Origin of the sequence: Photobacterium sp. GJ3, from assembly GCF_018199995.1 — a bacterium.
In the GTDB taxonomy this organism is placed as follows: domain Bacteria; phylum Pseudomonadota; class Gammaproteobacteria; order Enterobacterales; family Vibrionaceae; genus Photobacterium.
The window spans coordinates 920,288-936,089 of record NZ_CP073578.1 but is presented as its reverse complement, the minus strand read 5'-3'; the positions used below and the strand labels follow the sequence as shown (position 1 = coordinate 936,089).

General features: G+C 52.4%; 12 protein-coding genes and 1 pseudogene. 2 read left to right on the top strand and 11 right to left on the bottom strand.

The annotated features are described in order from the left end of the window. Positions 1 to 3: 3 nt before the first annotated feature. Genes KDD30_RS04215 through KDD30_RS04195 form a run of 6 tightly spaced genes read right to left on the bottom strand, consistent with a single transcriptional unit; the run spans position 4 to position 5,142 of the window. Complete coding sequence (locus KDD30_RS04215; RefSeq protein ID WP_249199194.1) at positions 4 to 1,458, bottom strand: VWA domain-containing protein; 1,455 nt, start codon at positions 1,456 to 1,458, stop codon at positions 4 to 6. An 8-nt stretch (positions 1,459 to 1,466) separates the two neighbouring features. After that, the gene (locus tag KDD30_RS24455) at positions 1,467 to 1,676 is read right to left on the bottom strand and encodes a hypothetical protein (RefSeq protein ID WP_249199193.1); all 210 of its coding nucleotides are present in this window, start codon (positions 1,674 to 1,676) and stop codon (positions 1,467 to 1,469) included. Beyond that, positions 1,673 to 2,683 carry a VWA domain-containing protein gene (locus KDD30_RS04210; RefSeq protein ID WP_211647536.1) on the bottom strand — a complete coding sequence of 337 codons (1,011 nt, stop codon included), beginning with the start codon at positions 2,681 to 2,683 and terminating at the stop codon, positions 1,673 to 1,675. Before KDD30_RS04210 ends, KDD30_RS24455 begins: the two co-directional genes overlap by 4 nt. Then, positions 2,680 to 3,210 carry a DUF4381 domain-containing protein gene (locus KDD30_RS04205; protein WP_211647535.1) on the bottom strand — a complete coding sequence of 177 codons (531 nt, stop codon included), beginning with the start codon at positions 3,208 to 3,210 and terminating at the stop codon, positions 2,680 to 2,682. The genes KDD30_RS04210 and KDD30_RS04205 overlap by 4 nt, the downstream gene beginning before the upstream one ends. Then, positions 3,207 to 4,139: a DUF58 domain-containing protein gene (locus KDD30_RS04200; protein WP_211647534.1), complete on the bottom strand. Its 933-nt coding sequence runs from the start codon at positions 4,137 to 4,139 to the stop codon at positions 3,207 to 3,209. The genes KDD30_RS04205 and KDD30_RS04200 overlap by 4 nt, the downstream gene beginning before the upstream one ends. Positions 4,140 to 4,149: 10 nt before the next feature. After that, a complete protein-coding gene (locus tag KDD30_RS04195) occupies positions 4,150 to 5,142 on the bottom strand; it encodes a MoxR family ATPase (RefSeq protein WP_211647533.1) in 993 nt (330 codons plus the stop codon). 243 nt (positions 5,143 to 5,385) lie between these two features. Here KDD30_RS04195 and KDD30_RS04190 point away from each other — a divergent pair, with 243 nt between their 5' ends. Continuing rightward, a complete protein-coding gene (locus tag KDD30_RS04190; protein ID WP_249199192.1) occupies positions 5,386 to 6,912 on the top strand; it encodes an arylsulfatase in 1,527 nt (508 codons plus the stop codon). A gap of 476 nt (positions 6,913 to 7,388) precedes the next feature. Next, entirely contained in the window at positions 7,389 to 8,276 is an 888-nt protein-coding gene (locus KDD30_RS04185; protein ID WP_211647532.1) for a hypothetical protein, read from the top strand. A gap of 66 nt (positions 8,277 to 8,342) precedes the next feature. Here KDD30_RS04185 and serS read toward each other — a convergent pair whose 3' ends face one another. From serS to lrp, 5 genes and pseudogenes are all read right to left on the bottom strand, one after another. Beyond that, entirely contained in the window at positions 8,343 to 9,635 is a 1,293-nt protein-coding gene (gene serS, locus KDD30_RS04180) for a serine--tRNA ligase (protein ID WP_211647531.1), read from the bottom strand. Between the two features lie 124 nt (positions 9,636 to 9,759). Continuing rightward, positions 9,760 to 11,096, bottom strand: a pseudogene (locus KDD30_RS04175) (replication-associated recombination protein A). 76 nt (positions 11,097 to 11,172) lie between these two features. Beyond that, a complete protein-coding gene (lolA, locus tag KDD30_RS04170) occupies positions 11,173 to 11,769 on the bottom strand; it encodes an outer membrane lipoprotein chaperone LolA (protein ID WP_371826080.1) in 597 nt (198 codons plus the stop codon). 33 nt (positions 11,770 to 11,802) lie between these two features. Then, positions 11,803 to 14,802, bottom strand: coding sequence for a DNA translocase FtsK 4TM domain-containing protein (locus KDD30_RS04165; RefSeq protein ID WP_211647530.1), 3,000 nt, complete (start codon positions 14,800 to 14,802; stop codon positions 11,803 to 11,805). 390 nt (positions 14,803 to 15,192) lie between these two features. Further along, the gene (lrp, locus tag KDD30_RS04160; RefSeq protein ID WP_027252761.1) at positions 15,193 to 15,687 is read right to left on the bottom strand and encodes a leucine-responsive transcriptional regulator Lrp; all 495 of its coding nucleotides are present in this window, start codon (positions 15,685 to 15,687) and stop codon (positions 15,193 to 15,195) included. Between the last annotated feature and the right edge of the window lie 115 nt (positions 15,688 to 15,802).

Genomic DNA, 15,802 nt, shown 5'->3' with positions numbered 1-15,802 from the left:
CACTTATTGCTCCTGACTCTGTTGATACTGAATGGAAAATTTAGAGCGCAGAAACGTTTTCGGATCCGCTTCTACCCGCTCCAGCCATTTGTTGGCAATCGCTTCATCCCCCAGCAATTGCTCAGCCGTCAGTTTGTCCTGAATAATTGCCTGAGTATTGGTCTGCTCATCCACGCCGTCTGCCGTCTGAGGCTCGTCACCCAATTCTACGGAACCTTCATTCGCGTTTTCACCGCCGGACTGGCTTTCACTGAACTGGTTAATTTCTTCGATAATCCCTTCGATCACCTGCAGGTTATGCTGCATAGCGGCATTATCCGGATAAGCCTTAATCAGTTCCCGCAACAGTTTTCGCGCCGCAACATACTCTCGCTGATGGGCCAGCGCATTGGCAGCATTAAACTGCATGACCGCTTCACTGCTTTGCATGAAAACGGTATGAGCAGCATGAAACTGAGACGCATAATAATAAGCGACCCCTTTCCAATGCGGGTCCGCAAAATGTTCTGCCGCCTCGAGATAGTCGCCCCGCCGGAAATACCACTGCCCCTGCTGATCCGGGGTCAGCCAGAGATCCAGCCAAAACTGCTTGAGCCGCTCGCCAACACCCGGTTCAGAGGCTTCTGAATTCTCGCTGGCCGGATTCACCTGATGCACATTCTCAGCATAAGCCGGCTCAGGAACTGCCAGCAGAGTAAAGACAGCCAGTGCCGCCACGCTCCACTGAACCAGCCAGCCCCGCCGGAACCAAAGCAGCAGCAACAATGCCACAGGGAACAACAAGTAATAACCCATGTCCTGCCATGGTTGATGCGTACTGGCATTCAGTGCCGCATGATTTTCAACTTTGCGCTTGATCCAAGCCACGTCCGTGTCATCCACCGTCAGGACATGTAAATCTGCATTGCTCATATCAACTAACGCATTGAGGTGATTCATGTTGAGTGGCAAATCGCTGGTTCGGGTGTTATCCCCAGCAGCCAATACCAGAAGCTGATGTTGATGCTGGGAAAAGTAGTCATGGAATTGGCGGATACTCTGGGCCGATACATCATTGGTGATCAGTAGCACTGTGCCCGGAATATCACGACGCTGCAGTAGCTGCCCGATCCGTGAAATGGCTGAGGCCGCATTTTTTCCTTCCTTAGGCATAATTTGCGGCGACAGGGCTTCAAGCATAGGTTTGAAGACCGCAATATCCCGCGTCAGCGGCATCGCGACATGCGCCGTCGCGGCGTAGGCAATCAGAGCATTCTCCCCCCCGGCCCGAATCGCCAGCAAGTCTTCCACTTTCTGTTTGGCACGAGTGAGCCGATCCGGTGCAACATCCTTTTCCAACATAGCCTGGCTGGTATCCATCAGGACAATCAGCGGCGTTTTGTCTTCATGAAAGGGGGACGGCTGCTTTTTCCAGGTCGGGCCGGCACACACCAACACGACCAGCAAAGACATCGCCATCAGAATCATTAACGGTAATTGCCTGCGCCAGCCGGCCCCCCGACAGTTAAGGCTTCTCGCAAGTGTTCAGGAAGATTTTTCTGCCACAGCGTCTCCGTATTCTGACTCTGCCACTGAACGTAAAACAGATAACCGAAGGGCAACAGCAGCAATAACCACGCCGGACGTATGAAACGGAACTGGGTCAACACTAGGGTGAAGTCTGACAGATCCATCATGCTGCCTCCCGCGATTTCCGGCTGCGCTGCCAGGTGGCAAGGCTGAAGGCCACCAGATACAAGCAGCTGACAATCATCAGTAAATAAGGATGCAGCGATAACTTAGGCTGGTAGTAAGTACTTTGATAAAGCTGAGGTTCCAGTTCATTAATCGTGTCGTAGGCCTGATTCAGCTCCCGGCTGTTCAATGCCTGAAACGCCTTCCCGCCTGTCGTTTCCGCGACACTGTTCATCGTCGCCATATCAATGGCGGTCTCTCCGACTGTCTTCGGGTCGCCCATAGCAATCATGTGAATTTTCACACCGCGGGCTTTCGCCAGCTTGGCCGCATCCTCGGGGGCGACATAGCTATCCGTATCATTCCCATCGGTTAAAACGATCGCCAGCTTCGCTTTTTGTGCTTCCCCTTGCTGCGTGGCGCCTTCCAGCAAGACCTTTATCGCCAGACCAATCGCATCTCCCATATGGGTACTTAAACCGGCCATGGGTGTTTGTGCTTCATCGAGTAATGCCAGCCAGGCCTGATGATCGGCAGTAAAAGGCGCCTGGACGAAAGCCGCGTCACCAAAAAGAATCAACCCTAATCTGTCGCCCTGCCGTTTTTCCGCAAAATTGGCGAGCACTTGCTTCGCTGCGTTCAGGCGCGACCGTTTGTCGCCGGTGTCCGAGGTGAAATCTTCGGTATTCATCGAGTCAGACAGATCGACTGCGACCATCACATCACGGCCAAATTCCTGACGTTGCTGCGGTTTCCCCAGCTGCATAGGCTTGGTCAGAGCCAGCACCACCAGCCCCCAGGAAACGGCCAGCAAAGCGCGCTGCCAGAAAGCAGGACGCAGAATACTGGCCCCCCGCTCCGGTTTCTCATCCAGCGCCTCAACCAGAGCATCAAAAAACGGCACTTTGATCGCCGTACGGCGCGTTTTGTAGCCCGGCGTCAGCCAATACACCAATAACGGCAACGGTAGCAACAACAACACCCATGGATAGGTCAGCTCAATATTCATCTCCCCCTCCAGAGCAGTCTGGGCTGATTGGGGTTTCTGTGTCGGATCACCCAGCGATGAGCCAGTGCCAGTAACTGCTGCATCTGGCGGTCACTGAGCGTGGTCTCAGGCTGCACAAGAGTGTCGAGCCAACCCAACCCTACCGGGGAATCAAAGCCTTCCGCCAGCGAAGCACTGGTGTCCAGATAGCGCAAAAACTGCCGGTCCATATGGGAGGCCAGTTCGGGCTGAACATGTGCAGCGGTCACTTTCAGCACCAGAAATAAGTCACTCATCACGGGCTGGGACGGACTCCGCCCGCGGCTGAGCTCTAGCGTCGTAATCGCCCGCAATGCTTCGCGACGATAACGGTTAAAGTGATACAGGCGATAACGGTAAACTCCCCACAACAACAGGAATATCAGGGCCAGAATGCCTAAGATCTGCCAGCCGATCGTCTGAGGCCACCAACCCACAGCCTCTGGCAGAGTGATCTCAGTCAAATCTTTCAGGATATGAGAGGAAGGGGGCGCCGGTTGCGTCATCATCGATTCTCCAGCGCCTGCCGGAAATGGCGGACATGCGCACCTGAGGTATCCAGCTCAATCAAAGGCAGGTGCCTCATTGCCATGATTTTACTCAGCGTCTCTTTCCTGGTCTGATACAAGGCTGTGAGATGCCTGTCGACGACCTGGCTTTTTTCGCCTGGCTCGATATTCATCTGCAGGTCTCCGTCTGACATCACCCAGGCTTGCGCAGCAGAGAAAGACTGCTCTAGCGGATCGTTAATCGCAATACACAGGACATGCCCGCGCCGCTGAAGGTGCTGCAATTTTTGAATACAGGCTGCATTACACTGGTAAAAATCACTGAGAATAACCACCAGTGCATTCCGCTCTTTTCGCGCCATCAGCCGCGTGAGCATGGCATCAAGCTGGTTTTGCCCAGATGCAGCCGAAGCCACACTCAGTGACTGGTTCACTTCGCAAAGCTGGTGAAGCTGAGCCAGAAAACCTGACTGCATCCGTGTTGGCCTTGGATCTGTCAATCGATCTTCCCCGAAAATGGCCAGCCCGACGCGATCATTTTTTTTGACCACAGACCAGCCAATCAAAGCCGCGATTTCCGCCGCTACCACGGATTTCATGGTCTCGACAGAAGAAAAAAACATACTGGCACGCTGATCAACACATAAAGTCACATGATGATCTTTCTCTTCGGTATACACCCGCACATAAGGCTCACCAGTGCGCAGCGTCACCCGCCAGTCCAACTGGCGAATGTCGTCGCCTTTCCGATAATGACGCAACTCTTCAAAGTTCAGCCCCCGACCGCGGAAATTGGCACTGTGACGACCGGACAAAATACTGTGAATTTTCAACATTGACGGTAAAGACAACTGCTCTGCCTGCACCTGCAAATCCGCGAGTCTGGCAGGATGGCAGTACAGGCGCGAATCCAGCAACGGATCTGCCATAACCACACTCCTAACCAATCAGGACATGATCGAGTAATACCTGAATAACCTCATTCTTTGTCACCCCATCTGCAGCGGCACTGTAGCCCAGATTCAGCCGGTGACCCAGGACCGGTTTTGCCATCATCCGTACATCGTCCGGCTCCACATGATCGCGTCCGGCCAGCCAGGCGCAGGCACGCGCGCACTTGTCCAGCGCGATCGAAGCGCGCGGACTGGAACCGATTTCGATCCACTCACTCAGTTTCGTGTCGGGGTAACGATCCGGATGACGGGTCGCCATCACCAGATTGACGATGTAACGCTCAACAACTTCAGACACATGGATATCAGCTAACTGGTTACGGGCATCGAGGACCAGTTGCGGATCAATCCGTGCATCCGCAGAGGTTTGCTCCGCTGCCATTTTGCCCTGTGACTTTTCTTCCGCACGTACCAAACGCACGATATCTAACTCGGCGTCATCTTCAGGATAATCAACTGTCACTTTCAGCATGAAACGGTCTATCTGAGCTTCCGGCAGCGGATAAGTCCCTTCCTGCTCAATCGGGTTTTGCGTTGCCAGCACGATAAAAGGTTCAGGAAGCTTCCGGCTGCTGTCTCCGACCGTCACCGTCCCTTCTGCCATCGCTTCCAGTAAAGCGGCCTGCACCTTGGCTGGCGCACGGTTAATTTCATCGGCCAGCAGAATGTTGTTAAAAATGGGGCCTGCCTGAAAAGTCAGCTGGGGTTTGCCTTCGCTATCCTCCTGATACATGTCTGTCCCTGTCACATCCGAAGGTAAGAGATCCGGTGTGAACTGTACTCGGCCAAATCTGGCGTCCATCATACCGGCAAGCGCTTTCACTGAACGGGTCTTCGCTGTGCCCGGCAAGCCTTCCAGTAAGATATGGCCATTCGTAATCAAACCGATGACAATCGAACGGGCAACATGATGTTGTCCGATCACGGATTGATCAATTTTTTCCAGCAGTAAATTCATTGCCTGTTGTGCAGCATTCACGTGATTCACTCCTGTCCCCTGTGATCGCTTATCAGATCCGATATCAACTTCATCGCGCAGCAATACAGACTAATTTTGCCTGCGTCCGGTCAGAGTCGGGCCGATTCATCGCTTCAACCAGCGGCATCCGTTGCTGAATTTTCGGATCCCTTCAGCAGCCGAGACACCCGAAAATAAAAGTGGAAGCGACCCGATACTGCCCCTGCTCCTGTCACAATAAAACGTAAGTATAGAGGTAATTAATTGCTTCTTGCGCGTGATCAAGGGTTTGTTTCAGCGAAAGCCGTGCCTTCAGTCATATGGGGTGACGATATTGGGGTTCACAATGTCAGTGCATACAATCACGGCATTATGGGTTATCAGACACCCAACATTGATTCAATTGCAAAAGAAGGGGCATTGTTCACAGACTCTTATGCCCAGCAATCCTGTACCGCAGGCAGAGCATCATTTATTTTAGGTCAACACCCGTTTCGCACCGGATTACTGACCATAGGCATGCCGGGCTCTGATCACGGCATTCCTGACTGGTCGCCAACCATTGCAGATTTATTACATGAGCAGGGGTATGTCAGTGGTCAGTTTGGTAAGAACCACCTGGGCGATCAAGACAAGCACCTGCCAACGAACCACGGTTTTGATGAATTCTTTGGGAACCTGTATCACCTGAATGCAGAAGAGGAACCCGAAGGTTACTACTACCCGAAAGATCCTGAGTTTCGCAAAAAATACGGTCCTCGCGGCGTCTTAAAATCCACCGCTGACGGTAAAATTGAAGATACCGGACCACTGACACGTAAGCGGATGGAAACCGCAGATGAAGAGTTCCTGTCAGCCGGGCTGGATTTCATGGAGCGCGCAGTGAAGAGCGATAAGCCTTTCTTCATCTGGTTTAATACCACTCGCATGCACGTATGGACTCACTTAAAACCTGAATCTGTCGGCACGACCGGCGTGGGTTTGTACCCTGATGGCATGGTTGAACATGATAAAACGGTCGGTGCGCTGCTGGACAAACTTGATGAGCTGAAGATTGCCGACAACACGATTGTGATGTACTCAACCGATAACGGTGCAGAAACCATTTCCTGGCCTGATGGCGGTACCACACCCTTCCATGGTGAAAAAGGGACGACCTGGGAAGGGGGAATGCGCGTCCCTCTGCTGGTGAAATGGCCAAATGTGATAAAACCTGGCACGATTTATAACGACATCATTTCTCATGAAGACTGGATGCCGACCTTTCTGGCTGCAGCCGGTGAACCCGACGTGGTCGAGAAGCTGAAAAAAGGCTACACCGCCAATGGCAAAGAGTTCAAAATTCATGCAGACGGCTATAACTTTATGCCTTACTTCGAAGGTAAAACGGAGCAGGGTCCGCGTGACAGCATCTACTACTTTGGCGCAACCGGTGAACTGAATGCCGTTCGCTGGCGGGATTGGAAAATTCACTTTGCGACCCTTTCCGGGGGAATTAATACTGCCGTTCGAGAAACACCGGCCTGGCCTCTGGTGATCAACCTTCGGGCAGACCCATACCAAAAAGGCGCGCTGGAGTCCGGTATGTACCTGAAATGGTATGCAGAAAACACCATGTGGCTGTTTGTACCGGTACAACAAAAAGTCGTAGAGTTCCTGAAAACCATTCCTGAATATCCATTCCAGCAAGGCTCGAGCCTCAGTGCGGGCAACATCAGTTATCAGACCCTGATAACGCAGGATGCTTTGAAGAAACTCGAAGCGCTGGACGCCCGGGTACCGAGAAACTAGCAGCCGAACACGCGACTCTGTTTTATCGTCTAGAGTGTTCGCTTGAGCTAACCATAAAAGACCAGCCACTGAGTGCGCTGGTCTTTTCTATTTGCTTCTGCAATTTGCATCCCTTTCCCAGACGTTCTTTCCCTTACTTTTCCATGCCTTGTTCTCGCACCAACCTGCACCAAAATGATCACATTGCACCAGGATAGCGCGCTCATTCCTAAGCGTCAGACGTGACATTGCCGATATTAATCAGACCCATACAGGGCTCGCTGTTTATCTCCGGCCAAATGAAAACTGGCTCAGTTTTTGCGTTATCCCGATAGCAGGCTTTGCCATGACCCTCCGGGCTGGCATGGCGTGCTTTCGGAATCACGTCGTTAAGAAACTGCCGCAAGCTTCAACAAGCTGACTCAAAAACAGAATCAAAACGTCAAAGAGGAACAACAAAGTAACTATGCCGTCCACCGGGCATCTAAGGAATCGATATGTGGATCATTCTCGGTTTAACACTCACAGTGCTGGCCCTCACCGTCTGGTACTTCTACAACAAGCAGCAACTGGCACAAACCGAAGCCCATTTCGACCAGATCCTCGGACTGCGACAGCTCATTCAGTTGTTACGCCAACACAGGCGTCTGACCCACAGCCAGCTGATGAAACACTCAGAGATGACAATCCCTGAATGGACAGAGCAGGACGCCATTCAACATTTGAGCAACCAGTTGGTCAGCCAGGCCAGCCTGGAACAAAAACCGATGTACCGGATTCTGCATCAGAACCTGCAACAACTGGCAAATGAATGGCCGCGGTATTCTTTGTCACGCAATCAGGCCATTCATGGCAAAAGTATCCGACATGCGATGTACCTGATTGACGATCATCTGACAACATCTATGCTGCTGGCCGATAGACCCAACCTGTTCGAACAGTATCAGCAGTTCTGGCCGGTAACCCTGAATGCACTCGATACGCTGGCACAATTCCGGGCAACCGTGGGCTCGTTTCACCCCGAGAATCATAAAGAAGAAATATTGCTCCGGCGTCATCTGCATTTGCTGCAGCGTCGTCTGGGCCAGATGAATCTGATGCTGAAAGTTCCGGGCCCGTCATTAATGGCCGATCAGTTGGAGCAGGATTTAACAACACTGCTCAACAGCACAACCGCCACCAAAGCCTGCAGACTGGCACTGTACAAGTTTTCACTGAGTCTGTCGGACCACATTTTTTACCTGTTCGATGCCAAACTAATGGAGATCGCGCACGGACTGTCCATTGAAGACTTTCCCAATGATATCCAGGCGAGTCTGACGCCATTACTCGCAAAATTCAGCCACGAACAAATCAAGGCTGAGCCAAAGCAACTTCAGGCCTGAATGCCGGACAAAAAAGAACCCAGCCAATTGGCTGGGTTCTTGATTCTCAATTCATGGCGTCGGTGATCAGCCGATATGTGTCTGGCCACCCATGTAAGGACGCAGTACTTCAGGGATTTCAATCCGGCCATCCGCTTGCTGGTAGTTTTCCAGCACAGCAACCATGGTACGACCCACAGCCAGACCAGAACCATTCAGGGTATGAACCAGCTCAGGTTTCTTCTCGCCTTTACGACGGAAACGCGCCTGCATCCGGCGAGCCTGGAAATCACCCACATTCGAGCAGGAAGAGATTTCACGGTACGTATTCTGTGCTGGCAGCCAGACTTCCAGATCGTAAGTCTTCATCGCGCCGAAGCCCATGTCGCCGGTACACAGAATCACTTTACGGTATGGCAGTTCCAGCAGTTGCAGGACTTTCTCAGCCTGACCCGTCAGCTCTTCCAGTGCGGCCATGGAATCTTCCGGGCGGGTGATCTGAACCAGTTCCACTTTGTCGAACTGGTGCATACGGATCAAACCACGGGTATCACGGCCATAAGAACCGGCTTCTGAACGGAAACACGGTGTATGCGCAGTCATCTTAATTGGCAGTTCAGCTTCATCAACGATGGTATCGCGGACCATATTCGTCAGCGGCACTTCTGCTGTTGGAATCAGCGACATACCTACGCCTTCTTCAGTCGCAGGCTTGGTGTTAAACAAGTCTTCGCCAAATTTTGGCAGCTGGCCTGTGCCATACAGGCTGTCGTGATTCACCAGATACGGTACATACATTTCGGTGTAGCCGTGCTCTTGTGTGTGCAGGTCCAGCATAAACTGCGCCAGTGCACGGTGCAGACGGGCAAACTGACCTTTCATCACGATGAAACGTGAACCCGACAGCTTCACTGCGCTGGCGAAATCCAGGCCTTCGCCCATTTCGCCCAGATCGACGTGATCTCTGACTTCAAAATCAAAAGACTTTGGCTCGCCCCAGCGAGAGATTTCGACGTTCTCGTCTTCGTCTTTTCCAATCGGTGCAGAGGCATCCGCAAGGTTTGGAATCGACATTTCAATCTCGCTCAACTGCGCCTGAATCTCAGACAGCGCTTTTTTCGCGTCATCCAGTTCAGACCCCAGACCTGCCACTTCAGCCATGACTTTGTCGGCTTCTTCGTGCTCGCCTTTTCCTTTCAGCTGACCAATCAACTTCGAGCGGGAATTACGCTGGGACTGCAGTTCTTCCGTTTTAACCTGGATCGACTTACGTTGTTCTTCCAGGGAACGAAGGGTGTCTACATCAAGGATAAATCCACGTTGCGCTAATTTTTCTGCTGTCGCGTCCAGCTCAGTTCGAAGAAGTTTTGAATCTAGCATGCTAATCCTGTGCTCGTCATAGAATGTTGCACAAAGTTTAACCCGATTGCGGGTTAAATCAGTTGAAATCTGAGTACGTTAGAATTTCTAACGTGAGTTCACAAAAGATACCCAAAAAGCCCGGTTATTGATAGCGTTTCTGCGGGCTTTTTGCATCCAGAGAAGCCAGATAATCCAGCTTTTCACGAATTTTACCCTCGAGACCACGTTCTGTCGGCTGATAATACTGCTGACTTTGCATTTCCGGCGGTAAATAACACTCACCCGCAGCGTACGCACCGGGCTCATCATGTGCGTAGCGGTACTCGGCACCGTACCCTAAATCTTTCATCAGTTTCGTCGGGGCATTTCTCAGATGTGGCGGCACCTCGAAATCCGGTAAATTGGCGGCATCGGCTTTGGCCTGTTTAAAGGCGGTATAGACAGCGTTACTTTTGGGCGCACAGGCCAGATACACAATCGCCTGTGCAATCGCACGTTCCCCTTCATAAGCGCCCACCCGGGTAAAACAATCCCAGGCCGCAATCGCAACCTGCATCCCCGGGGATCAGCATTGCCGACATCTTCTGAAGCAATCGCCAGCAAACGGCGGGCGACATACAAGGGATCGCAACCCGCCTGCAGCATCCGGGCATACCAGTACAAGGCCCCGTCCGGACTCGATCCCCGAATGGATTTATGCACTGCAGAAATCATGTCGTACCAGAGATCGCCTTTGTTATCGAAGCGGGTCACTTTTTCTCCAGCCACTTCGGCCAGCAAATCCAGCGTCATGACTTTCTTGCCCTGCACTTCCTCCGCCATATCTGCCAGCAACTCAAGATAATTCAGCGACATTCGGGCATCACCGTTCACCAGTTCTGCCAGACTCTCTTTCACATCCGGTGCAAAAACCAGATGCTCCGCCTGAACGCCGCGCGTTTGATCGGCCAGCGCCTGATCAATCACCGTCAGAATGTCGTCTTTGGTCAGGGATTTCAGTTTGTAAACCCGTGCCCGGGACAACAAGGCATTATTGAGCTCGAAAGAAGGGTTTTCAGTGGTCGCGCCAATAAAGGTAACGGTACCGTCTTCAATATGCGGCAGGAAAGCATCCTGCTGGCTTTTATTGAAGCGGTGCACCTCGTCTACAAAAAGAATGGTTCTGCGACCGGCATGCTGATTCTGATGTGCTTTATCAATCGCCGCACGAATATCTTTCACACCGGAGGTCACCGCGGACACCCGCTCAACTTCTGCGTTGGCATAATGCGCGGCAACTTCAGCCAGCGTCGTTTTCCCTGTCCCCGGCGGGCCCCACAGAATCATGGAATGCAGATGGCCCGCTTCCAATGCGCGACGCAGGGGCTTTCCCGGTCCCAGAATGTGCTGCTGACCGACATATTCTTCTACCGTCCTTGGCCGCATCCGGGCAGCAAGTGGTCGAAAATCCGAGGAAAAGTTAAGACTGAAGTTATCCACGCTGACCTTCCAAAACTGAAAAAGGCGGTATGTCTACCGCCTGAGATGATTCGCCTATTGTATACCCAAAGCGCAATCAGCGCTTGTCGTCCAGCTCCACCCCCGCAGGCGGCGTAAAGCTATACTGTTTGCGGTCTTGAATGCCGCGCGCAAATTTTGCAAAGCGGAACTGGCTGCGCTGGCCATCCTGCTCCTCAACCGAGAAGCCACGGACCTGACCGTCCTGGCCAACCGTGACCACAAACTTCCCGGTCACAGCTGCGCTGTCTTTCGGGGTCAGGGTAAAGGTGTCGGCGGTCTGGACAACGTGATACTTCGCCCAATCCCGGTTTTGGTTGCGGATCAGCAGCACAAAAGGCGTCTGTTCTGTCGCATCTTCCAGTTTCATTGCAGTCACCTGCTCAACCATCGGGGTGTAGTACCAAAGGGTACGGCCATCAGAAACCAGCAGGTTTTCATCCGGTAAGTCCGCATGCCAGCGGAACAGGTTCGGCCGCTGAACGGAAACTTTGCCCTGACCTTCGACCAGAACTTCGCCGTCCGGGCTGGTGACTTTTTGCGTAAAGTCCGCACTGAAGGCATCCACTTTCCCTAAACGCTGGCTCAGCTCCTGCTGTGCGCTGGCAAACGCCAGCCCCGGCAGCAAGGCGGCTGCCAGTAACAGTCGCTGAATCGTTTTTGTCACGGGTTGAATTGTCATCATTCATTAATCTCCTGTTGGCGCGGGCGCCAGAACTTCCCGGTTCCCGTTATGGCCCGGCGGGCTCACAATGCCATGGGCTTCGAGCTGCTCGACAATACGTGCAGCACGGTTATAACCAATTTTAAAGCGGCGCTGAACACCCGAGACTGAACCCCGACGGCTTTCTGCCACAAAGGCTGCAACCTGATCAAACAGCTGATCCAGATCGTCGTCACCACCCGCAGAGGTTTCTCCCGGCAGCATGGCTTCAGCGCCCTGATCGGCATTCAAAATGCCATCAATGTACTGAGGTTTGCCGCGTGCTTTCCAGTCATTGACCACGTTATGAACATCATCATCCGATGCAAACGCACCGTGTACCCGAACGGTATGGCTCTGACCCGCTGGCAGATAAAGCATGTCACCCATCCCCAGCAAAGACTCCGCCCCGCCCTGATCCAGAATTGTCCGTGAGTCCGTTTTGGTCGAGACAGTAAATGCCATCCGGCTTGGAATGTTGGCTTTAATCAGGCCAGTGATCACATCCACGGAAGGCCGCTGGGTTGCCAGTACCAGGTGAATGCCGGATGCACGCGCTTTTTGCGCCAGTCGTGCAATCAGCTCTTCCACTTTCTTACCGACGACCATCATCAAATCGGCAAACTCATCCACTATGACCACAATACTTGGCATTTTCTCCAACAGGGGTGGATGTTCGTCTAAAGTATCGCCAGGTCGCCACAACGGGTCGTGAATTGGGTGGCCCGCCGCCGCCGCTTCTTTCAGCTTGGCATTGAAGCCCGCCAGATTCCGGACGCCCACGGCAGCCATCAGCTTATAACGGCGTTCCATCTCACCCACACACCAGCGCAGCGCATTGCCTGCGTCTTTCATGTCGGTGACCACTTCCGTCAGCAGGTGTGGAATGCCTTCATAAATCGACAATTCAAGCATTTTGGGGTCGATCATGATGAAACGACAATCTTCCGGCTTACATTTGTATAGCAGGCTGAGAATCATTACGTTGACCCCGACAGACTTACCGGAACCCGTGGTACCCGCCACCAGCAAGTGCGGCATTTTGCTCAGATCCGCCACCACGGCTTCGCCGGCAATGTCGTAACCCAGTACGATCGGCAGTGCACTGCGCATATTCAGGAATCGGTCGCTGGCCAGCACTTCGGACATATAAACCGTTTCGCGCCCCTCATTCGGCAGTTCCAGACCGATATAAGGTTTACCCGGGATCACTTCAACAACACGAACCGCAATCGCAGACAGTGCACGAGCCAGGTCTTTCGCCAGACCCGAAATCCGGCTGACTTTAACCCCCGGTGCCAGATCCAGCTCATAACGGGTAATCACCGGCCCCGGATAAATCCCGACAACCTTGGCTTTAATTTTGTAATCTGCCAGTTTGGATTCCACCAGCCGGGCCGTCTGTTTCAGCTCTTCATCACTGGTTGGCTGAACATTCTGCTGCGGAGGTTGCAGCAAATCCAGTGTTGGCATCGGTGAAGTTGGCTTGGGTAAATCAACATCTTTTTTCATCAGGAACGGATTATCGAGACCTGCAGCATAAGCCTGTTGCTGCTGTGCCTCCTGCGCCTCACGAATCTTGCGCTGGAAAGCCTCTTCATCGCTTTCTTCGTCGTCAAAGGCGACATCATCGTCTTCATCGGTATTGGTCTCTGCAGCGGCTCGCTCCAGCTCAGACATACCGTCATGGACGCCAATTTCTATCTCGCCATCCGCAAGCAGATGATCATCCCTCTCAGGTTCATCTTCAGAATCCCAGGGCGGCGTATCGGTCACTGCAGGCTGCTGCGGCGCTGATGGCTGAGACTGGGGCTCAAGCTGAGATTGCGCGACAGCAGACGGCGTCGGTTGCGGTTGCGGACTTTCGTCAACCAGAGACAAATCGCCCAGCACCGGATCCAAATCCTCGGGTTCTTGGGGTTTCGCAGCAGTTGGATTGACAGTCTCTGGCGCTTTCTCCGTGTCATAGATACTGAAATCATCATCGTCGGCTAACTGTGACTGCAGCGCTTCAATGCTCAGGTCGGCCGCTTCAGGATTTGTGCCCAGCGGCTGATGATTGGATACAGGCGCTGACTTCGTGCGCTCCGGCATCACAATTGAAGGTTCAGGCTGAGGCTGCACTTTGGGTTCAGGCTGAGCCTGTTTCTGCGGGGTCGCAACCGCGATCGCTGGCTCAGGCACCGGAGAGACCTCCGCCGTTCGGATTGGCGTGGGTGTATAAGCAACTCGCTCTGCCGGACGTTTCAGCAACACGTCATCGTCATCGATAACGGTTTCCTCTGCTGCTGGCGGTGATAATCGGGCCGTGTAAGCCGTCTGGCTTTCATCCGGAATTTCTGCCGCAAAAGGGGTCAGGGTTTGCACCTGCTCACCGCGAATTTTATTGAGTAGCCATCCCAGCATGCCCAGTGTCGATTCACCGATACCATCAACCACACGCAGCCAGGAAATCCCCGTCAGCAACGTAAAACCCACGGCCCACAGGAACATCAGGACCAGCGTGGTGCCGAGCAGGTTGAACAGCGGCAGCGTCAGATTCGCAACGACATCGCCGATCACGCCACCGGAAGAGAAATACCAGATATCATCAAAGTTGAGATCCGCCAGACCACAACTGGTCAGAAATAAAACCAGCAGGCCAAGCAGGCGCGTGCCGTAAATCATCAGATCCGGCGATGAAGGCTCCTGACGGCGACGGAAAAATATCCAGGTCGTCCCCAGAATGACAATCGGTAACGGATAAGCCAGAGAACCAAATGTGAAAAAGAAAGTGTCAGCAACCAGCGCACCAAAAGCACCGGCTTTGTTCTGGACGGGTCCTTCCCAAGCGGTTTGAGACCATGACGGGTCTGCCGGATCAAAGCTCACCAGCGCGACCATAAGATACACAGCGGCCAAAATACCGATGATCAGAAAACTCTCGAATAAACGCTGCCCACCCGACAGACGTACAGGCTGAGATTTGCCTTTTACCTTCCTCAAAAAAACTCTCCGGTCTTGCTAAAACTGACTGTAAGCCGGGGGAAATCAACAGGAGCCCAGCTGATGAAACGTATCAACATGTTTGCTGTTACTGGCCTATCTTATACCACTTCACTGGTAATGTTACCCGCCTGAAAAAATGTGGAAGCAAAGTATGAAAACCCGTGGTGCGGCAGGTGTCTCATCCCGCCGTCAGCCCTCATCTACCTTGATTGTAGTGGCTTGATAACACAAATAATTCATCTGAATGTCAATTCAAGGATGAGTTGCAGTTTTTTTCAGCAAAATGAGACAAAAAAAGTTTCAGGCCGCAGAAACAATTCAAGCGGCACGAAGGCCGCTTGAAATCATTAGGGAAGCAGGTTCAGGGTCAGTTTGCCCAAGGGACACTTAACGGGTTTTAATGACCAGGTTATTCGTTTGCTTCACTTCTTCCATCACCACGTAAGTCCGGGTGTCATTTACACCGGGTAAGCGCAGCAGGGTTTCCCCGAGCAGCTTACGGTATGCAGACATGTCCGATACGCGGGTTTTGAGCAGGTAGTCGAAATCACCGGACACCAGATGACATTCCTGAATGTCTTCCAGCTCCTGAACAGAACGGTTGAACTGTTCGAACACATCTGGCGCGCCACGGTTTAGTGTAATTTCTACAAAAACCAGCAGCGAAGCATCAAGATATTGCGGGTTCAGCAGCGCAGTATAACCACTGATATAGCCCTGACGCTCAAGACGACGTACACGCTCCAGACAAGGGGTTGGTGACAGGCCAACGCGTTTCGACAACTCAACGTTTGAAATTCGGCCGTCTTTCTGAAGTTCATTCAGAATGTTGCGGTCTATACGATCCAACTCCTTGGAGGGTTTCTTTTTGGTATCTACCATTTTTTATTCCACCTTCTTACTTCCTTGCAATAAAATATATTACATCTACGAGTTATTTAGTATCAAATACTCTTTTAGTCAAACTATACTGCCAATAGCTCTGTCATTTCAACCT

Excerpts from the sequence above, each read along its gene's own strand:
- KDD30_RS04205 (WP_211647535.1), bottom strand. The coding sequence starts at position 3,210 with ATGATGACGCAACCGGCGCCCCCTTCCTCTCATATCCTGAAAGATTTG.
- KDD30_RS04210 (WP_211647536.1), bottom strand. The coding sequence starts at position 2,683 with ATGAATATTGAGCTGACCTATCCATGGGTGTTGTTGTTGCTACCGTTG.
- KDD30_RS04215 (WP_249199194.1), bottom strand. The coding sequence starts at position 1,458 with ATGGCGATGTCTTTGCTGGTCGTGTTGGTGTGTGCCGGCCCGACCTGG.
- serS (WP_211647531.1), bottom strand. The coding sequence starts at position 9,635 with ATGCTAGATTCAAAACTTCTTCGAACTGAGCTGGACGCGACAGCAGAA.
- KDD30_RS24455 (WP_249199193.1), bottom strand. The coding sequence starts at position 1,676 with ATGATGGATCTGTCAGACTTCACCCTAGTGTTGACCCAGTTCCGTTTC.
- KDD30_RS04200 (WP_211647534.1), bottom strand. The coding sequence starts at position 4,139 with ATGGCAGATCCGTTGCTGGATTCGCGCCTGTACTGCCATCCTGCCAGA.
- KDD30_RS04185 (WP_211647532.1), top strand. The coding sequence starts at position 7,389 with ATGTGGATCATTCTCGGTTTAACACTCACAGTGCTGGCCCTCACCGTC.
- lrp (WP_027252761.1), bottom strand. The coding sequence starts at position 15,687 with ATGGTAGATACCAAAAAGAAACCCTCCAAGGAGTTGGATCGTATAGAC.